The following is a 21,833-nucleotide window of genomic DNA, read 5'->3' as shown; positions in this document are numbered from 1 at the left end:
GCCTCGGCGGGGCAAAGCCCCGGGACGGGCCGGTGATCTCCGCCAAAACGGGCGTGTGCTTTGGGCGGGAACAGGGTAAAAACCTAAGTTTCGGCCGACTCCTGTGTGATCTCGATCTCAAAGGTCGGCGATCCGCGCGGCGAAGTAGATCGCCTCGGTGCGGGGATGGCGGACCAGCACGAGGAACGGCCGATCGACCCGGAACTCCACGGGACGCCCGGGAGTGAACGCCGACAGCGTCATCACCACGGCCGTCGCGGCCGCCCCCTCGAAGCCCGCCTCGTCCACGTCCAGCACGGCCTTGTGCTCGATCCGGTCGAGGTGGACCGGCTCCGCGGACATCCCGGACAGGTCCGCGTCGCCGGTGAAGGCGGTCCCGGCGCCCAGCGCGTCGAGCGTCTCGCCCAGGCTGACCCGGCTCTCCACGCGGAACCGGGGAAGGGACAGCGCCACGCTGCCGTGGCGTGCCGAGTCGCGCAGCCGCCGGAGGACATCCAGGCCGGGCGGCGCGCCGGCGGGGTCCGGCCCGACGAACACCTCGACCGCCACCTCGCCGTCGGCGGGCAGGGCGGCCATCCGCCAGCCATCGGTCTCGGCGTACGCCATCCGCCCGGTCCGCCGCATCATCGGCACCCGCTTCCGCCCGCGTACGCCGTGGAACGGCTCCGGCCGGGTGTCCCGCTCGGCGAACGGGCTGCGCCAGGCGGCCTTCAGGTACAGGGCGTTGGCGATGACGGCGGCGGTCCGCCGGTCGACCGATCCGGGCGGCAGCAGGTCCCGGATGAGCTCTTCGGTGACCTTCTCCACCTCGGCGTTGACGACCCGGCGCGCGGCGTCCGGATCACCGGCGAAGTCGGCGACGCGGAACGCGGCCCCGGGGAGCTCCGCGATCGCCTGCCGGTAGGCGTCCTTCACGGGGAGCCCCGCGCGGGCCCACAGGACGTTGGCCACGCGGATCTCGGCGTCGCCGGGCGCGGCGGCCCCGGCGAGCCGGAGCCGCTCCGGTGGCGCGCCGAGCACCCGCGTCAGCTCCTCCCGGGTCCGCCCGCGCGCGCCCGCGGCGACCAGCGCCAGCGCCGACGCCACGGAGTACGGCGACCACACGAGATTCGCCTCCGCCGGCAACCGGCCGTGCAGCGTCATGAGGAAGTCGTCCACGGTGTGCCACCTTCCCTACTGATCCAAAGTAATGACCCGCTCTCCCACCTCAGAACGATTCACGGGTGGACCAGGGCTCATACGATGACGAGGTGCCGACCCCGAAACTGGGATGTTGATCGCCTGTGGGCTCCATCACGCATGCTCTCCTCGACCTTCATGGTCCGGTCATCTACGGCGTCGTCGCGGCGCTCGTCTTCGCCGAGGCGGCGCTGTTCTTCGGCTTCGTCTTCCCGGGGGAGACCGCCATCGTCGTGGCCGGCGTGCTGGCCAGCCAGCACCGGGTCTCGCTTCCCGTCCTCCTGGTGATCATCGTGCTGTCGGCGGTCGTCGGCGACTCGGTCGGCTACGAGATCGGCCGCCGCTACGGTGACCGGCTGCTGGGCATGCGGACGCTGCACAAGCACCGCCCGAAGGTGGACAAGGCGCACGCCCTGCTGCGCCGGCGCGGTGCCTCCGCCGTCTTCATCGGCCGCTTCACCGCACTGCTCCGCGCGCTCATGCCCGCGCTGTGCGGCAGCGCCAAGATGCCGTACGGCAGGTTCCTGGCGTTCAACGCGCTCGGTGGGGTCACCTGGGGGGTCGGCTTCACGCTCGGCGGCTACCTGGTCGGCACCGCCTTCGAGCAGGTGGCGCAGTGGGCCGGCCGGGTGCTGGCGATCGCGGTGGCCGCCATCGCGATCGTGGCGTTCGTCGTCTGGTCGGTGCGCCGCAAGCGCCGGGAGAACGCCGCGCCGGAGGCGGAGCCCGCCTCGGCCGACGAGCCGGAGCCGGTGCCCGACCGCGCCCCCTGACGCGGCGGCGTCGCTCGTCCAGGCCACGAGGCATCGGCCTACACGGAACGGCCCGCGATCCGGGAACGGATCGCGGGCCGACGCCTTTCCACGACTTTGGGGCGTCCCCGACCGAGCGGGATTCGGTCGGGTGTTGGACACTGGGGTCACGGTGGACCCAGGTTCACGAGCTCAGGTCGCGAGGAGGGTGCGGAGAATGGCGGAACTGCGGTTCGACGGACGGGTGGCGATCGTCACCGGAGCGGGCCAGGGCCTCGGGCGGCAGCACGCGCTCGAACTGGCCGCGCGCGGCGCGAAGGTCGTCGTCAACGACCTCGGCGGCGCCCTCGACGGCACCGGTGCCTCCACCGGTCCGGCGGCGGAGGTGGTCGCCGAGATCACGAAGAACGGCGGGGAGGCCGTCGCCAGCACCGACAACGTGGCCACCACGGAGGGTGCGGAGGCGATCGTACGGACCGCGCTCGACGCGTTCGGCCGCGTGGACATCGTCGTGAACAACGCCGGCATCCTGCGGGACAAGTCGTTCAAGAACATGTCGCCGGAGGAGTTCGACCAGGTCATCGCCGTGCACCTGCGCGGATCCTTCCTCGTCACGCACGCCGCCTGGCCGCACCTACGGGAGCAGGCGTACGGCCGGGTGGTCATGACGTCCTCGCCGGCGGGCCTGTTCGGCAACTTCGGCCAGGCGAACTACTCGGCGGCGAAGATGGGCCTCGTCGGCCTGACCAAGACGCTCGCGGCCGAGGGCGCCAAGTACAACATCAAGGTCAACGCCATCGCCCCGATCGCCTGGACCCGGATGACGGAGGACCTGTTCCCCGCCGAGTTCCAGGACCGGCTCAGCGTCGAGCACGTCACGCCGGTGGTCGCCTGGCTGGCCCATGAGAGCAACGAGAGCACCGGCGAGACCTACACGGTCGGCGGCGGCAAGGTCGCCCGCGTGTTCGTCGCCGAGGTGGCGGGCTTCACCAAGAAGGACGGGCTGAGCGTCGAGGACGTCCGCGACAACTGGCAGCAGGTCAACGCGACGGAGCCGTACCTCGTCCCGAAGAACATCGGCGAGCAGACCACGGCGCTGTTCCAGGCCCTGCAGTAACGCCTCCGGCGCGGCCCGGCCGTCCGCCCGATCCGCGCGCGGGCGGTCGTCCCCGCCCGGCGGCCATCCTCACCGGACGGGCACCCCGCCGGGCGCGGTCCGGCCGGGTCAGATGGCCTGGAAGTCGGCGTAGTCGAAGCCGGGGGAGACCACGCAGCTGACCAGGACCTCCCGGTCCGAGGCGGGCCGGGCGGCCTGCCAGACGCCTGCGGGCACCAGCGCCTGCGGCCGCTGGCCGTGCTCGACGTCCGGGCCGACGATGACCGTCTCGGTCTGCCGGCCGGGCGTGTCGGCCTCGCCGCCGAAGATCAGCTCCAGCGGGCCCCCGCGGTGCCACAGCCACAGCTCGTCCGAGCGTACGGAGTGCCACATCGACTCCTCGCCCGGCCCGAGCAGGAAGTAGATGCCGGTCGCGGTCGGACGCTCGCCGCCGTGCGCGGCGACCGGCACGGAGGTCCGCCAGGTCTCGCGGAACCAGCCGCCCTCCGGGTGCGGCAACAGGTCGAGGGACTCGGCGACCGGCGGTCTGACCTCGAAGCCGGTGACCCTGCCGCCCGGGTCCCGGCGGCCGTACCGGATCTCCCGGACGATCTCGCGGTTGACCGCGCCGGGCAGCAGCAGCCGCGGATGGTCGAAGACCAGCGCGATCACCTGCTCGTCGCCGAAGTGCTCGGTGGCCAGCGCGGCGGCGTCCTCCTCAGGCGCGTACGCGGCCGTCTCGCTGCGGAACGGCTCGTCCGGGTCCGCGCGCCATGCGTCGAGTGTCGTGAGTAGGAGCACGGTTCCACCGTAGTCCGGTGAGTCCTCCCGCCGATGGATCCGGCCGCGTCGCGGTCCGGTGTCACGGAAACAGGTCTCGGAGTTAGAGAGATGCTGGGTTAAGATGCATCTCGACTTGAAAGGGGTCTGCCGATGGAGCCGTACCACGAGGCGTCGCCGGGCCGGCCGAGCATGCGCGCCTCCGACCAGGACCGCGACGAGACGGTGCAGCGGCTACAGGTGGCCTTCGCGGAGGGTCGTCTCACCGACGGGGAGTTCGACGAGCGGATGCGCGGGGCGCTCTCCGCGCGGACCCACGGCGACCTGGCCGAACTGCTCGTCGATCTGCCGGCGGCCACCGCGTCCACCGCGCCGGCCGCGTCGCGGCCGGCGGCGCCCGCGCACCTGCCGAAACCGGGGCGCTACGCGGTGGCCTACAAGAACACCCTGCGGCAGGCCGGACGCTGGCGGGTGCCCGGGACGTACCGCGCGCTCGTCTACAAGGGCGGCGGCGTGATCGACCTGCGGGCCGCGGAGCTGACCGAGGCGCTCACCACGATCCTCGCCGTGGCCTACAAGTCGGACCTGCAGCTCCTCGTGCCGCCCGGCGTCCGGGTCGAGGCGAGCGGCTTCGGCGTCACGCACGACGGGGACTGGACCGGTGACCTGGCCGCCGACGCGCCGGTCGTGCACATCCGGGGCTATGCCTACAAGGGCCGGGTCGACGTCCGCACCATGCCCAGACGCTGAGCTCCGGCGCACACCCTGACCGACGGCCGGGCGGGCGACGTTTGACCGCCCGCCTGGGATGACGTCCGAACACCGGTCTTTCCGGTCGGCGGCGGTGACATCCCCCACAGCACCCGAACGAACCTTTGCGGTGGCAAAAGCATCGTAATGATCGGCCGCATGAGGTAAAACAGGTTGGCTCGTGCAATCTGTCAATGTTTGGGAGAGCTGTATGCGAATGAGCCTGGGGAAGGCCGCCGCCATCGGGACGTTGTCGGCAATGGCCCTCGTCCCGGCTGTGGCCGCCCCCGCGACGGCGTTCGCCGCCGCCGCCACGACCCCCGTGCAGGCGCAGGCCAACCCGACGCTCCATTACGGCGACAAGGGTGCGGCGGTCACGCGTCTGCAGCAGCGCCTGATCGCCCTGCACTACGACCCGGGAACGGTCGACGGACAGTACGGCAGCCAGACCCGGTTCGCTGTCTGGGCTTTCCAGAAGGCCCAGGGAATGCACCCGAACCAGTCGGCGCCGGTCGGTTCGAAGACCTGGGCCGCGCTGGCGCACCCGAAGGTCCCGAAGGCCCTCATCAAGGGCGGCGCCGCGAACCGCGCCGAGGTGGACCTGACCCACCAGCTGCTCTACATCTACAAGAGCGGCAAACTGGTCCTCATCAGCCACATTTCCAGCGGCCGGGCGTACTACTACCAGAACGGCCACAAGATCAACGCGCGGACGCCGACCGGCAACTACTACGTGTACCGGAAGGCCAAGGGCTGGGAGACCGGCCCGCTCGGCAAGCTTTACAAGGCCAACTACTTCCACGGCGGCTACGCCATCCACGGCGAGCCTGAGGTGCCGCTGTACCCGGCCTCGCACGGCTGCGTGCGGACGCCGATGCACACGGCGGACATCGTCGCCAAGCTGCTGCCGTTGAACACCAAGGTCTACCTCCGGGGCAAGGCACCGGCCTGAGTATCCAGAGACGGAGCCGTACGCGTGGGCGTACGGCTCCGTTTCTCCTTTCTCAGCAGTCCACGAGTTCGGGCCGCTGATTCAGGATCTGGGCGCGCGGGGTGACGAACTCGCGATACGCCTCCTCGGCCTCCGGGCGGAACACCGCGAGCTTGTGGCAGTTCTGGAACGCCAGGCGGACGCCGTAATGGCGTTCCAGCGCTCCGCGCATCGCGTCGCTGGCCAGCATGCGCAGCAGCTGGCCACGGGCGGCCTCGTCGGGGGGCGGCACCTCATTGGCCGTGAAGTCGGTGCCGCCCGCCCGGAGTTCGCCGATCAGCCCCTCGACGACCTGCCAGGCGTACGGCAGGGACGTGCGGATGCACTCGACGAAGGCCGCGTCGTCGAGTTCGTCCCGCTGAGCGCGGTCGAGGAGCTCGGGGGAAACGGTCAGGGACATGTCACCACCTCCGGAAGGGGACGCTAGGCAGGCCCTGCCGGGAACGTCTATGGCTCGACGGTGACGACAGCCTCCGCGCGGTCGCCGACGGAATGGAACGGGCCGGTGACGCGCCGTCCACGGCCGGGAGAACGAAGCCGGGACGGCCTCGTCTCCGCCCCCTTTCGGGCCGAATAGCGGTTTGATAGGTCCTTGCACGAACGGTCTTTGACAAGAGGTGAGCGTGACCACGACCGGAAGCGGAGCGCCCCCCGGGGAGCCTTTCGGCGGCAGTGCCGTCCGCCCGACCCAGAAGAATTCCAGGCGTTCCGGCCGCGACGAGCGCCGCCGGATCAGCGAACGGCTCGCGGAGGCGGCGGACGAGGCCTCGGAGGGCCGCCGCGTTCCCGGAGTGCCGAACTCCTCGCCCTGGCAGCGGTCCAACGCCGTGTGGCACCGCGCCGGGATCGACTGGAGCCGCGCCGAGCCGGAGCGCCGTCCGTCGACCCCGCCCAGCGTTCCCGTGGCGGCCAGTGCCGCGGCGTATCCGAGCCCCGCGAGCCCCACCAGCACGGCGCCGCGGCCCACGAGCACCGCGCCGCGGCCCACGGCCCCGGCACCGGCCGCCTCCTCCGTCGTCGCGCCGGCCGCCGCCCCCGCCGCGGCCGCTCCCGTCGCGGCGCCTCCGGCGGTTCCTCCCACGGCTCCTCCGGACGGTACGGCGGACGACGAGCCGTGGACGCCGCCGAAGCGGACCCGCGGCCTGCCGTCGGTGCCGCTCCGGCCCGTCGCCATCGCCGCCGCGGCCGTCGTCGTCCTCGGCGGGGGCGCCTACGCCCTGTTCGGTACGGGTGGTGACGAGCCGAAGAAGCCGGCGACGCCCGTGCCCGTGGCCGCCGACCGTCTCTTCGCCCCGGACCCGGCGGCCAAGACGAGCGGCCGGTCGCACGCGCTGACCGCCGTGGCCGGAGCCGGTAACTCCGTCGTGGCGATCGGCTCGGAGCAGGGCGGCGTCTATTCGCGCGCGCAGTTCCTGATCTCCGCCGACGGCGGCCGCTCCTGGCGGGTCGCGTCGGTGCGCGGGGCCGACGGCGGCGATCCGCCACCGGGGGAGTATCCGCAGCTGATCGCCGGGAACACCGGCAGGTGGGCGGCGCTGGGCCTCACCTCGGCGGGCGCGGTCTCGTGGACGAGCCGCGACGGCCGGTCCTGGACGCGCGCCGCGGTCGTCGGCGCGTTCGGTCCCGGCGACAAGGTCAACCGCCTCGTCCGCACCGGTTCGGGGTTCGTCGCGGTCGGGTCGGCCACGGTGAAGGACGGCACCCAGGGGATCGTCTGGACGTCCCGTGACGGCCGCTCCTGGACACGCGTGGGCCCGGAGCAGCTCACGCCGCAAGGGGGCGGCGCGCCGATCCGCGTCTCCTCGGCCGCTGCGTTCGGCGACACGGTGGTCGTCGAAGGGGCGCTGCGGACCACCGTGACGGTCACCAAGAAGGTCAAGAAGAAGAAGCGGAAGGTCACGCAGACGATCGACCGGGAGGCCGTCTGGCGGTCGCCCGACGCCGGGCGCAGCTGGGCGCCGGTGACGATCCCGCAGGCCCAGGGGTCGTCCGGCAACGTCGTCGCGCTCGTGGCGACCCGCTCGGGGCTGTTCGCCGCCCGTGAGGGATCGCAGACCACCGGGTCGAAGAAGCACCGCCGGACGACGTCCTTCGCGGTCATCTTCGGCTCCGCCGACGGGCAGACCTGGGCGCCGCTGGGCCGGCTCGGCACGGCCGGCTACTCGCACCTGGGCGCGCTGCGCGGCGCCGACACCGGCCTGGCCGCCCTCGTGCCGGTGGGCGGCGGCAAGACGGCCGTGCTGACCAGTGCGGACGGCAAGAGCTGGCAGCACGCCGGGGACGTTCCGCCGGGCCGGGACCTCACCGACGTCGTGCCGGCGACGGCCGGCGCGGTGGTCACCGGACGGCTCGGCGCGACCGACGCGTACCTCACCGTCACCGGCGCGGGCGACGTGAACCTCAGCGCGATCCCGGGCGCCGTGCACCCCGAGCTGACGCTCACCGGCGTGGTCGCCGACGCCGGCCGCGTCATGGCGGTCGGCAGTTCGAACGGTGACGCCGCAATGTGGACCTCGCCGAACGGCTCGGCGTGGACCCGCGCCACGCTTCCGGCCGGGACGCCCCCCCGGCAGCTCGCCGACGTGGTGCACGGGGCCGCGGGCTGGCTCGCGGTCGGGGGCGCGGGCGGCCGCCCGCTGACCCTGATGTCCGCGGCCGGCGGCTCCTGGCAGGCCGTGCCGGGCGGGAAGGTCTTCGGCGGATCGGGCCTCACCCCGGTGGCGGCCAGCGCGAACGCCGGCGCGTACGTCATCGTTGGCCGGCGCGGCGACAGCGCCGCGGCCTGGTACTCCACGGACCTGAAGAACTGGGCCGGGGCCGGCGACGCGGCAAAGGGCGACCTGGAGGGGTCCGCGGACGCCCCCAAGTGGACGGCCGACGTCACGGCGGGGTCGGCCGGGTTCGTCGCGGTCGGCGGCCAGACGAGGAACAAGACGGCCCAGCCGGCGATCTGGACCTCCCCGGACGGGAAGCAGTGGACGCTGTCCGCGAGCGCGCCGGCGCTCCCACAGGGTGCCACCGCCGGCTCGCTGACCTCGGTCGTGGCGCGCGGCGGGGCGCTGGTCGCGACCGGCGTGACCGGCGCGGCGGGCGTGACCGGCCCGCCGGCGGCGGGCGCTCCGGGCTCGGCGGCCTTCGCGGCGGTCTCGGCGGACGGCGGCCGGACGTGGCAGCCCGTCTCCCTGCCCGGGGTCGGGCAGGGCACGGCGGTGACGGCGGTGACGGCGACGGCGCACGGCTTCGTCCTCGCCGGTACGACGGGCTCCGACGTGGTGCTGTGGACCTCGCCGGACGGCCGTACCTGGCGGGCGTCGCGGCCGCATGGTCGGGGGCTGGACGGGCTCGGCACCCAGCGGCTCGCCGGGCTCACCGTCGTGGGCGGCACGCTGGTCGGCGTCGGATTCACCGGAGACGCGTCCGGCGACGTGCCCACTCTCTGGCGCACCCCTATTCCCTAAGCCGAGCTGACCGAAAAGTCGATCCGGTCGGATGAGAACGCCATTGCGGCCGCCCTCGTCGGGAGGGCGGCCGCAATGGCGTATCGGGGCGTCAGCTGAGGTGCAGGTCGACGCCGAGGAGAATGAGGATCCAGAGGAAGATCGCTAGTAGGGCGCTGACGACCCGTTTGATCAGGCCGGTCGTGATGTAGTCGTGGTCCCAGGCCACGAAGATTCCGATCAATATGTAAATCAGGCCGACGAAGCTGATGCCGCCCCTTATCCGCATTGGAGCCTCCTGGTTCCGAGCTGAACGCCCGCCAGATGCCCGATATACGGCAATTAAAACTTTCGCCGGTTGACGTTGCCGGGAAAGTGTGTAGCGAATTCGCCACTCGCAGCGATGAGGCAGGTGAGTCACCGCGAAAGGGTGACCGGCGTCCCGGTCCGGGACACCTCATCACGGCGCGACCCGCGCTCCCCTCTCACCGGGTCGGGGAGTCACGGGTCGCGGCGAGGCGGCCGGCGGCCGGGCAGCGCCCGCCGGCCGCCCTCGAACACGTCTCTAGTCGAACATCACGACCTGGCGGATCGCGTCGCCGCGCCGCAGGGTCGCCATCGCGTCGTTGAGGTCCTCGAACCGGATGCGCCGGGTGATCAGGCCCTCGAGGTCCAGCTTCCCGCTGCGCCACAGGTCGACGAAGATCGGGATGTCGCGCTTGAGGTCGCTCCCGCCGTACAGCGACGACTTGAGGTTCTTGCCCTCGAACAGCAGGGAGAAGGCGCTCATCTGGAAGTTGTCGTCCACGGCTCCCGCGCCGACCACGATGACGTCGCCGCCGCGCCGGGTCGCCTTCCACGCGGTCTCGATGGCCGCCGCCTTGCCGACGACCTCGAAGACGTAGTCGAAGTTCTGGCCGCCGGTCAGCAGGCCGCTGACCTCCTGCAGGTCGTCGAGCGTGGCCGTGTGGGTGGCGCCGAACTGCTTGGCGATCGGGTGCTTGGCCTCGTTCGGGTCGACCGCCAGGATGGTCGCCGCGCCGGCGATCCGGGCGCCCTGGATCACCGACAGGCCGACGCCGCCCGCGCCGACGACGGCGACCTTCGAGCCGGGCCGTACCTTCGCGGTGTTGAACACCGCGCCGACGCCGGTCGGGATGCCGCAGCCCAGCAGCGCGGCGTACTCGAACGGCACGTCCTCGGCCACCTTGACGACGCCCTGCCACGGCACGACGAGCTCCTCGGCCCAGGTGCCGCACCCGGCCATGCCGTACGCCGGGGCGTCACCGCCCAGGCGGAACCTCGGGTCGCCGAACGTCTGCGCGATGAACGTCATGCACAGGTACGGCTCGCCGCGGACGCACTCGGCGCAGGTGCCGCAGTCCGGCGTCCAGTTGATGACGACGTGGTCGCCGGGGCCGACGTTGGTGACGTGCTCGCCCACCTCGACGACCTCGCCCGCGCCCTCGTGCCCGATGACGCAGGGGATCGGCATCGGCAGCACGCCCGTCAGGACGGACAGGTCGGAGTGGCAGACGCCGGTCGCCCGGACCTTCACCTTCACCTGATCGGGGCCGGTCTCGGTGGTCGTGGCGTCGTCGCGCAGCTCGACCTCTTGGTCGCCGACCTGACGTAGGACCGCGGCTCGCACCGTGCACACCTCCATGGCAGGGCCGACGGGAGTGCCGGCCGAGGATGCGGCGCCCCGGGCGGGCGCCGGACGACGTGATGGCGCCGGGCGGCGCCGGGGCTACTCCTCGAGGGTCAGCGCGGCCTTGGGGCAGGAGCGTACGGCGTGCCGGACGCGGTCGAGCAGCTCGGCGGGCGGGTCCGGCTCGACGATGTGCAGGACGTCCTCGTCGTCGAGGTCGAACACCTCGGGCACGAGGCCCACGCACACGCCGTTGGCCTCGCAGACCAGCGGATCGACTCGTACTTCCATGGCTCCTCGCTCAGGTGAGCTTGCGATGGTCCCAGGACGCGATGCCCGTCGGCTCGACGATGTACGCGTGCCGCTTGGCCGCGGTCTGGTCGACGAGTGAGGCGATGGCGTCATCGTCCTTCAAGTCCATCATCCGGCGGACCACTTCGCAGCCAACATACCGAATGTCGTTCGGTTCGGTAAGGGTCCGCGCCGTGCCGTACATCATCAGCCCGCGCAGCTCGAAGTAGTCCTCGCCCGTCTCGATGAGACAGGTCACCCGAGGATCGCGGCGCAGGTTGTGCGCCTTGCGTGAGGTCCGGTACGTCCAGAAGGCGATCTTGTCGTCGACCAGGCCGTAGAACATGGTCACGAGGTGCGGGGTGCCGTCGCGGTTGATGGTCGCCAGCTGCAGTTTCTTGCTCTCCTGCAGGAGCGCGGCGACCTCGTCGTCCGTCATCGCGACACGGGAACGCTGACTCACGCCAGAAAGTAGAACACGTTTCAGTAAGCGCGGGCAAGTGCGGTCGGGCCGGGCAAGTGTGGGCGGGCACGGCCGGAACCGGACGGCGCCGGGCGCCGCCGGCTCGGGCAGGGCTCAGAAGGCCACGCCGGCGGGCCCCAAGGGCCACGCCGGGCGGCCTCCGCAGGGGGCAGAGGCCGCGCCGGGCGGCCTCCGCGGGGGGTCAGAACGCCACGCCGCACCGGATGATGACGTTCGCGAACGGGGTCGCCTCGCCGGTCCGTACGACCAGCTTCACCGCGTGCGCGAGCAGCTTGAGCTCCTCGTGCGGGACGTACGTGAGGGCGGGCAGCCGGTCGTCGAGCAGGGCGTGGCACTCCGGGTTGCCGCCCACGACCTCCTCGGCCGCGACCGCGCCCTCGACGACCAGCTCGGTCAGGATCCCGTCCAGCACCTCGGCGAAGCCAGGGATGCCGAGCGTGAAGGCCAGGTCCACCACCTCGGTGCCCGCCGGGATCGGCATCCCGCTGTCGCAGATCAGCACCTGGTCGGTGTGGCCGAGCCGGGCCAGGGCGCCCGACAGGGCGCCGTTGAGGATTCCCCCGCGTTTCATGTCACATTTCCTCCAGATCGGCCGGTCGCGGGAACGAGCTCTGCGCGCCCGCGACGCGCACGGCGGCGGCTCCCACGCGAGCGGCGAAGCGCGCCGCCGTCGCCAGGTCGTCGCCCCGCGCCAGCCGCCAGGACAGCGCGCCGGTGAACGCGTCCCCGGCCCCGGTCGTGTCAACGGCCTCGACATGCGGGCTCGGGACCTCGATCACGCCGTCGCCGTCGGCGACGATCGCGCCGTCCGCGCCCTTGGTGATGACCACCGAGCGCGGGCCGCGCGCCAGCAGCCCCGCCGGGTCGCTCGCGCCGAGGAACGCGGCCTCGTGCTCGTTGACCACCAGGGGATCGCACAGCGCGAGCAGTTCGTCCGGCACGGCGGCGGGCGGCGACAGGTTGAAGACCACCCGCGCGCCGGCCGCCTCGGCGGCGCGCGCGGCGGCCAGTACCGCGTCGAGCGGCACCTCCATCTGCAGCGAGACCACCGACGCGGCCGCGAAGAGCGACCCGGCCGCCGTGACGTCCTCCTCGGTCACGCGGCCGTTGGCGCCGGGGGAGACGATGATGCTGTTGTCGCCGTCGGGGCCCAACGTGATCAGCGCGACCCCGCTCGGGCCCGGCGTGGTGATCAGGTGGGTGATGTCCACGCCGTCGCCGCGCAGGGCGTCCCGCAGGAAGTCGCCCTGCCCGTCGGTTCCGGCGCGGCCGAGGAAGGCCACCCGGCCGCCCAGCCGGGCGGCGGCGACGGCCTGGTTGGCCCCCTTGCCGCCCGGGTACGTGGCGAGATCCGAGCCCAGCACGGTCTCCCCGGCCGCCGGGCGCCGGTCGACGCGGACGACGAGGTCCGCGTTGACCGAGCCGACGACGAGGACGTCATAGGTCTTGTCCGGCATCAGGATCCGTTCGTGAACTGAGCCACGTTGTCCTTCGTGGCCACCTTGACGGGGACCGCCACGGTAGCGTCGATCTTGTCGCCCTTCGCGGCCTTCACGGCGGCCTGGACGGCCATCTGGCCGAGGAGCACCGGCTGCTGCGCGACGTCGGCGGTCAGCGTGCCGGCCTGGATGGCCTTGAGCCCGTCGGGGGTGCCGTCGAAGCCGACGATCTTGATCTGCTTGCCGGCCTTCGCGCCCAGCGCCTTGATCGCGCCCAGCGCCATCTCGTCGTTGGCCGCGAACACGCCGGTGATGTCGGGGTGCGCCTGCGCGATGTTGGTCATGACGTCCAGGCCCTTGGTCCGGTCGAAGTCGGCGGGCTGCTGGGCGACGACCTGGATGCCGGGGAACGCCTTGATGCCCTCCACGAAGCCCTTCTGCCGGTCGTTGGCGGCCGACGTGCCCGCCGTGCCCTGCAGGACGGCGACCTTGCCCTTGCCGCCGAGCGCCTTGCCGAGCTCCTGGGCGGCCAGCTTGCCGCCGGCGACGTTGTCGGAGGCGACGGTCTGGGTGACGGTCGCCCCGTCGACGCCGCGGTCGGCGGCGATCACCGGGATCTTGCTCCGGTCGGCGGCCTTGACCGCGGGCGCGGCGGCTGCGGAGTCGACCGGGTTGATGATGATCGCCTTCATGCTCTGGCTGGCGAAGTTCTGCACCTGGTTGACCTGCTGGGAGGCGTCGTTCTGGGCGTCCGTCGTGGTGATCTTGACGCCCTCCTTCTTCGCCTCGGCCTCGGCGCCCTGGCGCAGCTGCACGAAGTACGGGTTGTTCAGCGTGGAGACGGACAGGCCGATCTTGATGTCGCCGCCACCGCCGCCGGAGGACGAACCACTGTTGTTGTTGCAGGCCGTGAGGCCGAGGGCGAGGACCGCACCGGCGGCCGCGACCGCGGCCGGCTTGATGAACTGCATGGTGGTGAGACCTTTCGATGTGTTTCTTCAGCGGGCCTGGCGGCGGCGCAGCGTGTCGAGGAGCACCGCGAGCGCGATGACGACCCCGATCACGACCTGCTGCCAGAAGGCGGAGACGGACAGGAGGTTCAGGCCGTTGCGGAGCACGGCGAGGATGAGGGCGCCGACGAACGTGCCGAGGGCCTTGCCCTTGCCGCCGGACAGGCTCGCCCCGCCGATGACGACGGCGGCGATCGCGTCCAGCTCGTAGCCCGCGGCGGCCTGCGGCTGGGCCGAGGCGAGCCGGCTGGCCAGGACGATGCCGGCGACGGCCGCGAAGCCGCCCGCGAGGGCGTACGTGACCAGCTTCTGCCGGGTGACCTTGATCCCGGACAGCCGGGCGGCCTCCTCGTTGCCGCCGATCGCGTACATCGCGCGCCCGGAGTAGGTCCGGTTCAGTGCGACGGCGGTGATGACGCCCATCACGATCATCACGATCACCGGCACCGGCAGGTAGCTGCCGATCGTGTCGCCGAGGTGGGACACCGAGTCCGGCAGGGCGATCGGGCTGCCCTGGGAGATGACGAGGCCGAGGCCGCGCGCCACGCCCTGCATGGCGAGCGTCGCGATGAACGGCGGCAGCTTCCCGTACGTGATGAGCGCGCCGTTCACCAGGCCGCACGCGATGCCGACGATCAGCGCGAAGCCGGTGGCCAGCGGCCAGGGCATGCCGTGGCTGGTCGCGGTCCAGGCGAGCACGACCGCCGACAGGGCCGCGACCGCGCCGACCGACAGGTCGATGCCGCTGGTGATGATGACGAACGTCTGCCCGAAGGCGAGGATCGCGGTGACCGCCGCCTGGACGCCGACGTTCAGCAGGTTCGTGACCGTCAGGAAGTCGCCGGACAGCAGCGTCAGGGCGACGACCAGGACGACGAGCCCGAGGAGCGAGCCGTTCTCGCTCAGTACCGCGCTGCCCTTGCGCAGCCGCAGCGTTCCGGTCGTCATGCTGTTTCCTCCAATTCGCCGACGGCGAGTGCCATCACCGAGTCCTGGGTCGCTTCGGCGGCGCCGAGCTCGCCGGCGAGCCTGCCGCGCGCCATGACGAGCACCCGGTCGCTCATGCCCAGCACCTCGGGGAGGTCGCTGGAGATCATGAGCACCGCGTGTCCGCTGGCGGTCAGCGAGTTGATGAGCTGGTAGATCTCGACCTTGGCGCCGACGTCGATGCCCCGGGTCGGCTCGTCGAGGATGAGGACCTTCGCGTCGGCCAGCAGCCACTTGCCGATGACGACCTTCTGCTGGTTGCCGCCGGACAGCGTGCGGACCTCCTGGCCGAGGCCGCTCATCCGGACGCCGAGCTGCTCGGCGACACGGGCGGCGGCCTTGGCCTGCCCGGCCCGGTCGACGAACCCCGCCTTCGTGGCGCGGCGCATCGTCACGAGCCCGAGGTTCTCCCGGATGTTCGCGCCGAGGACGAGTCCCTGGCCCTTGCGGTCCTCGGGCACCAGGCCGAGCCCGGCCTCCATGGCGGCGGTGACCTTGCCGCGCGGCAGCGGCCGGTCGTCCACGAGGACCTCGCCGGAGTCGTACGGGTCCGCGCCGAAGATCGCCCGGACCACCTCCGTACGGCCCGCGCCGACCAGACCGGCCAGGCCGACCACCTCGCCGGCGCGCACCTCGAAGGACACGTCCTCGAAGACGCCCTTGCGCGTGAGGTTCCGGACCTCCAGCAGGGGCGCGCCCTGGCTGGAACGTTCCCGTGGGTACTGCTGCTCGATGGAGCGGCCGACCATCAGCCGGACGAGCTCGTCCTCGGGCGTGTCGGCGGGGACCTCGGCGACCGACGCGCCGTCGCGCAGCACCGTGACCCGGTCGCCGATCTGCGCGATCTCCTCGAGGTGGTGGGTGATGAAGACGATCGCCACGCCCTGCCTCTTGAGCTGCCGGACGATCTCGAACAGCCGCTCCACCTCGGACGTCGTGAGCACCGCCGTCGGCTCGTCCATGATCAGGACTCGCGCCCGCAGGCCGAGCGCCTTGGCGATCTCCACCATCTGCATCCGGGCGATGCCGAGGCTCTCCAGCGGCGCGCGGGGGTCGGCGTCCACGCCGACCCGGTCGAGCAGCTCGCGGGCGTGGCGGTACATCGCCTTCTTGTCGACGAACCCGAAGCGCCGGGGCGGCCGGCCGAGCATGAGGTTCTCCGCCACGGTGAGCTGGGGAACCAGGTTGAACTCCTGGTAGATCGTGGCGATGCCGAGCCGCTGGGCCTCCTCGGCGGTGCGGATCGCGGTCTCGCGGCCGTCGACGAAGATCGTGCCCTCGTCCGGGTGGTACGCGCCGGACAGCATCTTGATCAGCGTGCTCTTGCCCGCGCCGTTCTCGCCGAGGAGGACGTGCACCTCACCGGGGCGCAGGTCGAAGTCGACGCCGTCGAGCGCCACGACCCCGGGGAACCGCTTGCGCAGGCCGCGTACCCGCAGGATCTCCTCTGTCATTTGCTCTCCGTTTCTCCGCAGGAGCGGCGGATCACGAGCCGGGCCGGCAGGACGACCGACTCGACGGGGTGGCCCTCGACGCGGTCCAGGAGCACGCGCACCGCGCGGCGCCCGAGCTCTTCGGCGGGCTGCGCGATCGCGGTGATCGGCGGGTCCAGGTGCAGGAACCACGCCACGTCGTCGAACGACGCCAGCGCGACGTCGTCGGGGATCCGCAGCCCGCGCGCCCGGATCTCGTCCAGGGCGCCGAGTGCCATCAGGTTGTCTCCCGCGAAGATCACTTCCGGGGGTTCGGGCAGGTCCAGGAACCGGGCGGCGATGGCGCGCCCGCTGGCCTCCTGGAAGTCGCCGGCCTCGACGTACTCGGCGGGTACGTCCAGGCCGCACGCGCGCATCGCCTCGTGGAAGGCCCGCGTGCGCTCCCGGCCGGTGGACAGCAGCTCCGGCCCGGAGATGAACGCGATCCGCCGGCGGCCGAGCCGCTGGATGTGCCGGACGAGGTCGTGGATGGCCGCGGTGCCGTCGGCGCGCACGGACGGCACCTCGAGGCCCGGGAGCGTGCGGTCGAGGAAGACGACGGGGCTCCCGGAGCGCACGCAGTCCTCGACGAGCGGGGTGGCCTCGGCGGTCGGGCAGATCAGCAGGCCGTCCACCTGCTGCTCCAGCAGCGTGCGCACGTAGTGGTCCTGCTGCTCGGGGCGCTCGTCGGCGTTGCCGATGACGACGGTGTAGCCGGCCGCCCGCGCCTCGTCCTCCACCGCGCGCGCCAGGACGGCGAAGAACGGGTTGAGGATGTCGCCGATGATCAACCCGAGCGTCTGGGTGGCCTCGGTGCGCAGCGAGCGGGCGACGGCGTTCGGCCGGTAGCGCAGCGCCCGCATCGCCGCCTGGACCTTCTCCCGGGTCTCCTCGCTGACCCTGGGGCTGTCGTTCAGTACCCGTGACACCGTGGCGACGGAGACGCCGGCGTGTGCGGCGACGTCTTTGATGCCGGCCATCGGGCCTCCTGATCGGTGAGCATGGAAACGATTACACGGGAGTGTATGGAAACGATTACATGATCTCTACGTGACGTGGGTCACGCACGGTGCGGCTGGGGAGCCATCGGGCGACGCGGGTAGGGTGCCGGGCGTGACCAGCCAGGCGACGAAGTACGCGCCCATGCCGCCCGAGCTCCGCCGCGCCGCCGAGGCCGCCAAGGGCTTCATGCCGGTCCCGGAGGGCCTCGCGCTGTACGAGACGGCGCTGGAGTACGGCACGCGCGGCCCGATCCTGGAGGTCGGCACCTACTGCGGGAAGTCGGCCGTCTACCTCGGCGCCGCGGCCCGTACGGCCGGCTCCACGGTCGTCACCGTCGACCACCACCACGGCTCGGAGGAGAACCAGGCCGGCTGGGAGTACCACGACCCGTCCCTCGTCGACCCCACCACCGGCCGGATGGACACGCTCCCCGTCTTCCGCCGGACGATCGCCGCCGCAGGGCTGGAGGACCACGTCGTCGCGGTGGTCGGCGAGTCCACCACCGTCGCGGCGCTGTGGGGCCGGCCGCTCGCCATGGTGTTCATCGACGGCGGGCACGCCGAGGACCTCGCCCAGGCCGACTACGACGGCTGGGCACCGCACGTCATGCCGGGCGGCGCCCTCGTCTTCCACGACATCTTCCCCGACCCCGCCGACGGCGGGCAGGCGCCGTACCGCGTCTACCAGCGGGCCGTGGCCACCGGGCGGTGGAGCGAGCGCCGCGTCGAGGGCTCCCTCCGCGTCCTCGAGCGCACGGCGTCCTGACCCTCGGCGCCCTCAGGCTTCGGGGTGCCGGACGAACACCGCGAACGCCGCGGTGACCAGCGTGATCGCGCCGATGACGACGAGCTGGGTGTGCATCCCGGCGACCAGCGTCGGTCCGGTGTTCCGGAACGGGGTCAGGTCACGGGGCAGGGCCAAGGCGTAGAAGACGGACGTCCCGACGGCGCCCCCGAGAAGCTGCCCGCCCTGGTGCAGCCCGGCGGCGGCGCCGCCGAGACGCACGGGCGCGTGCCCGAGCACGGCGGCGGCCGCGGTGGGGATGACGAGCCCCAGGCCGAGTCCGGCCGCCGGGAGCCACGGCACCACGGACACGTAGGAGAAGTGCGTTCCGACCAGGGACAGGCCGAACGCCGCCGCCATGGTGAGCAGCAGCCCGATCACGAGCGGCGGCCGCGGGCCCACCCAGCCGCCGACGGCGGCCGCGATCGCCGCGCCGACGACGTACGCCAGTGTCATCGGCAGCGTGGCGACCGCCGTCCCCAGCGGTGACTTGCCGCCCACCATCTGCAGGTAGAGGGCCAGCAGCAGATACAGGCCGTTGAGCCCGGCGAAGCCGATCGCCGTCAGGCCGATCGCCGCCGGCAGCGAGGGTGAGGCGAGCAGGACGGGAGGACGGCCCCGCCGGATCTGTGACTCCACGATCCAGAAGATCCCGACCAGCAGCGCGGCGCCGGCCAGCAGCACGCCCGTCACCACGCCGGCCGAGTACTGGACCCGGGCGATCGCGAAGATCAGGACGAACAGCGCCGCCGACAGGAAGATCATCCCGGGCGGGCTCAGCGACGCGTTGGCGTCACCGCGCGACTCCCGGCCGGCGGCCAGGACGATCACGGCGGCGAGGACGCCCAGGACCGCCGGGAGGACGAACACGAACCGCCACGTGACCTGTTCGAGCACCGGCCACGCGACGAAGACCCCGGCCAGCGTCGTACTACCGGCCACCGCGCCCCAGACCCCGGTGACGACGATCAGCCTGACCCCGGCGAACGCCTCGCGGACGAGCCCCAGACCGGCCGGCAGCGCCAGGCCAGCGGCCACGCCCGCCACGCCGCGCAGCGCGACCAGCACCCCGAGGGCGGGCGAGAGGACCGCGAGGAACGTGGCCACCGCGCACGCGGCCGTGCCGATGACGAACAGCTTCTTGCGCCCGAACCGGTCGGCGAGCCAGCCGCCGGCGACGACGCTGAGCGCGAGTCCGAGCAGATACGCGTTCGCCACCCAGGACAGGCCGGCGACTCTCGCACCCAGGTCCCGCTGGATGAAGGGGGAGGCGATGTTCACCCCGCTCGCGGTGAGCGAGTTCGCCAGCACGCCGAGCACCACCCCGACGGCCGCGAGCGGCGGAACGCCGCGCGACGACGCCCGCCCCGGCATGGCCTGGAACGGCGGCGCCCCGTGGCGGGTCGCGGCGGACGCCCCCTGGGTCAGCAGCGTCTGCACGTCGCCCTGCGGTGCGCCGGGCGGGGCGCCCAGCAGGTGCAGCAGCGCCTGGACGGCGGTCGGCCGGCGCCGTGGATCCTTCTCCAGGCAGGCGGCGACCAGGCCGCCCAGCCAGGGCGGCAGCCCGCTCAGGTCCGGGACGCCGTGCAGGATGGCGTTCATCACCGACGGCACCGAGTCGCCGGCGAAGGCCCGGCGTCCCGTCGCCGCGAAGACCATCGTGAGACCCCACGCGAACAGGTCCGCGGCCGGCCCGATCGGACCGGCCGCCAACTGTTCCGGCGCCATGTACGCCGGCGTGCCGACGACCTGGCTCGTCATCGTGACGTCGGAGTCCAGCACCCGCGCGATGCCGAAGTCGATGACCCTCGCGCCACCGGGGCCCATGATCACGTTGGCGGGCTTGAAGTCCCGGTGCACGATCCCGGCCTGGTGGACGGCGGCCAGGGCGGTGGCGGTGCCGATGGCCAGCCGCAGAAGTTCGGGCTCCGGCAGCGGGCAGGTCACCTCCTGCAGCGCGGGACCGGGCACGAACTCGCTGACGATGTACGGCTGGTCGCCGGCGACATCCGCGTCGATCACCGGCGCGGTGCAGAACCCGGGGACCCGCTCGGCGGCCGACAGCTCACGGATGAACCGCGAACGCGCCTTGGTGTCGCCGCTCAGCTGCGCGCGCAGCAGTTTGATCGCCACCTGCCGCCCGGACGCGTCCGCCCCGAGATAGACCACCCCCTGGCCGCCTTCTCCGAGACGCCCGGTGACCGTGTAGGCGCCGAGCCGTGTGGGGTCGCTCGGGAGCAGCGCAGCCGTCATCCGTCCTCCGAATGGGGGTCGATCGGAGCTGGTCGGTCCTGGGCCCGGTCGTCGATCGATGGCCGGGCCCGATCATTATCGAGGCTGCGACGGCTCGCGGCCGGTCAACCGCGCAAAGCGGTGCGAACATCCATCAGCGCGAACCCGAGCAGGTTCAGCCCGCGCCACGCGGCCGGGCGCGTGGCCTCCGGCTGCGACGCGGACAGGCCGATGCCCCACACGGTGTCGTACGGGCTGGCCTCCACGAGCACCCGGTCGCCGGTGGCCAGCAGGAAGTCGCGCAGCGGGGGACGCTGCCCGAACTTGGCCTCGTTCGCCGCGACGACCAGGCCGTACCGGTGCTCGGCCCAGATGTCCTCGTCGAATCCGCGGACCCTGCGCCCGGCGCCCTTGGCCTTGCCGGGATCGTCGTCGGCGAGCACGCGCTCCTCCGCCTCCGCGTCCCCGAACAGCCGCGCCTTGCCGGCCATCATGTAGTGCTCGGCGGTCGCGTACCGCACGCCGTCCACCGTGAAGGGCGCCGGATACCACTGGCTCAGGCACCCCTTCCCGACGCCACCGCCCTTCGGCGGTCGGTGCCCCCAGAACAGCAACAGCTCCGGCAGCTCGTCCTGTTCTTCGAGCGGGATCAGGTCATCGACGCGCATACCGCCCGATGCTGGTAGGTGCCGGACGCCTCGCGCAATGCGATTTACGGAACCGTCAACCGGCGCGCACCGCGTGCACGACGGCGTCCGAAATCACGGCGGTCAGCTCGGGCGAATCGGCCTGCACCGAGGTCACATTGGGGCCCCCGCCGGGTCCGGCGACGACGAAGCGCGTCTTCGGATGCCGGGCCGCCTCGGCCGTGACCGCGGAGACCGGTGCCTCGCCGACGGCGAGGATCACATCGCAGCGGCGCTGAAACAAACTGCGAAGATAAGGCTGCGTATTCGCCAGGGTCTTCGGCCCGAAAGCGGGCAGGTATTGCACTCGCGCACGGGTCTTCAGGGAGGCTTTCTCCATTCCTGACCACACGGACGCGGCCTGTTTATCGCTCAGTCCCGTGGAGTCGGTGAGAAGGCATGCCTTGAAAGCCAGGTATTGCCGAGTCCGCGGCGGAGGGCCGCTCGGCCACAGGGCCCAGGCCGTGGCCGCCACCACGACGGCGACTCCGGCCAGGGCGGCGGCCAGGCGGCGCCCGCGCAGCCTCGCGAGGACATTAAGAACCCCGGTGACCACGGCTTTCGCGCGCGGACCCGCGCGCGTCGCCCCCTGAGCGGCGGTCGCCCGACGCCGTCGGCCGTCCGGCATTCCATCACCTCTCCACCCTCGGCCGTCGGCTGCGAACTCGACGGCGCGCCGGGAGCATAACCCGAAGATCGCGACGCCGCCAGACTGTGATCAGCCGCCGGTGAGGGCGGCTTCTGTGACGCGGATCATCTTGACTCACGGACTTACCGGGCTCGAGACCATCCGGCAGTCTTAGTGCCAGCC

General features: G+C 72.3%; 22 protein-coding genes. 6 read left to right on the top strand and 16 right to left on the bottom strand.

The features are described from left to right. Positions 1 to 117: 117 nt before the first annotated feature. Positions 118 to 1,158 carry a serpin family protein gene (locus AB0L00_RS30375; protein ID WP_364440497.1) on the bottom strand — a complete coding sequence of 347 codons (1,041 nt, stop codon included), beginning with the start codon at positions 1,156 to 1,158 and terminating at the stop codon, positions 118 to 120. 125 nt (positions 1,159 to 1,283) lie between these two features. Between AB0L00_RS30375 and AB0L00_RS30370 the strand changes: the two genes are divergently transcribed. Further along, entirely contained in the window at positions 1,284 to 1,952 is a 669-nt protein-coding gene (locus AB0L00_RS30370; protein WP_364440496.1) for a DedA family protein, read from the top strand. A gap of 196 nt (positions 1,953 to 2,148) precedes the next feature. Continuing rightward, positions 2,149 to 3,048, top strand: a complete 900-nt coding sequence (locus tag AB0L00_RS30365; protein WP_364440495.1) for an SDR family oxidoreductase — start codon at positions 2,149 to 2,151, stop codon at positions 3,046 to 3,048. A 108-nt stretch (positions 3,049 to 3,156) separates the two neighbouring features. Here the strand turns inward: AB0L00_RS30365 and AB0L00_RS30360 are convergent, their stop codons facing one another. Further along, complete coding sequence (locus AB0L00_RS30360) at positions 3,157 to 3,828, bottom strand: cupin domain-containing protein (RefSeq protein ID WP_364440494.1); 672 nt, start codon at positions 3,826 to 3,828, stop codon at positions 3,157 to 3,159. Positions 3,829 to 3,960: 132 nt separating this feature from the next. On the opposite strand from AB0L00_RS30360, the gene AB0L00_RS30355 reads away from it, so the two are divergent. Next, complete coding sequence (locus AB0L00_RS30355; protein ID WP_364440493.1) at positions 3,961 to 4,557, top strand: DUF1707 domain-containing protein; 597 nt, start codon at positions 3,961 to 3,963, stop codon at positions 4,555 to 4,557. A gap of 211 nt (positions 4,558 to 4,768) precedes the next feature. Further along, on the top strand, positions 4,769 to 5,509 hold the full coding sequence (locus AB0L00_RS30350; RefSeq protein WP_364440492.1) for a L,D-transpeptidase family protein: 741 nt from the start codon (positions 4,769 to 4,771) through the stop codon (positions 5,507 to 5,509). A 52-nt stretch (positions 5,510 to 5,561) separates the two neighbouring features. Here the strand turns inward: AB0L00_RS30350 and AB0L00_RS30345 are convergent, their stop codons facing one another. After that, positions 5,562 to 5,948, bottom strand: a complete 387-nt coding sequence (locus tag AB0L00_RS30345) for an SCO5389 family protein (RefSeq protein WP_364440491.1) — start codon at positions 5,946 to 5,948, stop codon at positions 5,562 to 5,564. A 223-nt stretch (positions 5,949 to 6,171) separates the two neighbouring features. Here AB0L00_RS30345 and AB0L00_RS30340 point away from each other — a divergent pair, with 223 nt between their 5' ends. After that, positions 6,172 to 9,006 carry a hypothetical protein gene (locus tag AB0L00_RS30340; RefSeq protein ID WP_364440490.1) on the top strand — a complete coding sequence of 945 codons (2,835 nt, stop codon included), beginning with the start codon at positions 6,172 to 6,174 and terminating at the stop codon, positions 9,004 to 9,006. Between the two features lie 91 nt (positions 9,007 to 9,097). Here AB0L00_RS30340 and AB0L00_RS30335 read toward each other — a convergent pair whose 3' ends face one another. The 10 genes from AB0L00_RS30335 to AB0L00_RS30290 all read right to left on the bottom strand — a co-directional run bounded on the left by AB0L00_RS30335 (position 9,098) and on the right by AB0L00_RS30290 (position 17,299). After that, entirely contained in the window at positions 9,098 to 9,274 is a 177-nt protein-coding gene (locus AB0L00_RS30335; protein WP_364440489.1) for a hypothetical protein, read from the bottom strand. 276 nt (positions 9,275 to 9,550) lie between these two features. Next, a complete protein-coding gene (locus tag AB0L00_RS30330) occupies positions 9,551 to 10,636 on the bottom strand; it encodes a Zn-dependent alcohol dehydrogenase (protein WP_345356792.1) in 1,086 nt (361 codons plus the stop codon). Between the two features lie 99 nt (positions 10,637 to 10,735). After that, positions 10,736 to 10,927 carry a ferredoxin gene (locus tag AB0L00_RS30325; RefSeq protein WP_364440488.1) on the bottom strand — a complete coding sequence of 64 codons (192 nt, stop codon included), beginning with the start codon at positions 10,925 to 10,927 and terminating at the stop codon, positions 10,736 to 10,738. Positions 10,928 to 10,937: 10 nt separating this feature from the next. Next, entirely contained in the window at positions 10,938 to 11,390 is a 453-nt protein-coding gene (locus tag AB0L00_RS30320) for a pyridoxamine 5'-phosphate oxidase family protein (RefSeq protein WP_364396494.1), read from the bottom strand. A 202-nt stretch (positions 11,391 to 11,592) separates the two neighbouring features. Further along, entirely contained in the window at positions 11,593 to 11,982 is a 390-nt protein-coding gene (gene rbsD, locus AB0L00_RS30315) for a D-ribose pyranase (RefSeq protein WP_345356801.1), read from the bottom strand. Between the two features lies 1 nt (position 11,983). Further along, positions 11,984 to 12,868: a ribokinase gene (locus tag AB0L00_RS30310; protein ID WP_364440487.1), complete on the bottom strand. Its 885-nt coding sequence runs from the start codon at positions 12,866 to 12,868 to the stop codon at positions 11,984 to 11,986. Further along, positions 12,868 to 13,821 (bottom strand): substrate-binding domain-containing protein, encoded by a 954-nt coding sequence (locus AB0L00_RS30305; protein ID WP_364440486.1) that lies wholly within the window; start codon positions 13,819 to 13,821, stop codon positions 12,868 to 12,870. Before AB0L00_RS30305 ends, AB0L00_RS30310 begins: the two co-directional genes overlap by 1 nt. A 27-nt stretch (positions 13,822 to 13,848) precedes the next feature. Further along, complete coding sequence (locus AB0L00_RS30300) at positions 13,849 to 14,808, bottom strand: ABC transporter permease (RefSeq protein ID WP_345356810.1); 960 nt, start codon at positions 14,806 to 14,808, stop codon at positions 13,849 to 13,851. Further along, on the bottom strand, positions 14,805 to 16,301 hold the full coding sequence (locus tag AB0L00_RS30295; RefSeq protein ID WP_364440485.1) for a sugar ABC transporter ATP-binding protein: 1,497 nt from the start codon (positions 16,299 to 16,301) through the stop codon (positions 14,805 to 14,807). Before AB0L00_RS30295 ends, AB0L00_RS30300 begins: the two co-directional genes overlap by 4 nt. Beyond that, a complete protein-coding gene (locus tag AB0L00_RS30290; protein WP_364440484.1) occupies positions 16,298 to 17,299 on the bottom strand; it encodes a LacI family DNA-binding transcriptional regulator in 1,002 nt (333 codons plus the stop codon). The genes AB0L00_RS30295 and AB0L00_RS30290 overlap by 4 nt, the downstream gene beginning before the upstream one ends. Positions 17,300 to 17,462: 163 nt before the next feature. Here AB0L00_RS30290 and AB0L00_RS30285 point away from each other — a divergent pair, with 163 nt between their 5' ends. Then, positions 17,463 to 18,086: a class I SAM-dependent methyltransferase gene (locus AB0L00_RS30285; protein ID WP_364440535.1), complete on the top strand. Its 624-nt coding sequence runs from the start codon at positions 17,463 to 17,465 to the stop codon at positions 18,084 to 18,086. Between the two features lie 12 nt (positions 18,087 to 18,098). Here AB0L00_RS30285 and AB0L00_RS30280 read toward each other — a convergent pair whose 3' ends face one another. From AB0L00_RS30280 to AB0L00_RS30270, 3 genes are all read right to left on the bottom strand, one after another. After that, a complete protein-coding gene (locus AB0L00_RS30280; protein ID WP_364440483.1) occupies positions 18,099 to 20,357 on the bottom strand; it encodes an MDR family MFS transporter in 2,259 nt (752 codons plus the stop codon). Between the two features lie 104 nt (positions 20,358 to 20,461). Then, complete coding sequence (locus AB0L00_RS30275; RefSeq protein ID WP_364440482.1) at positions 20,462 to 21,004, bottom strand: NADAR family protein; 543 nt, start codon at positions 21,002 to 21,004, stop codon at positions 20,462 to 20,464. Between the two features lie 55 nt (positions 21,005 to 21,059). Next, a complete protein-coding gene (locus tag AB0L00_RS30270) occupies positions 21,060 to 21,650 on the bottom strand; it encodes a hypothetical protein (protein WP_364440481.1) in 591 nt (196 codons plus the stop codon). Between the last annotated feature and the right edge of the window lie 183 nt (positions 21,651 to 21,833).

The sequence above is a fragment of the Actinoallomurus sp. NPDC052308 genome, from assembly GCF_040679195.1.
GTDB lineage: Bacteria > Actinomycetota > Actinomycetes > Streptosporangiales > Streptosporangiaceae > Actinoallomurus > Actinoallomurus liliacearum.
Note: the sequence above shows the minus strand (reverse complement) of the source record. Positions and strands in the feature narration are given on the sequence as shown.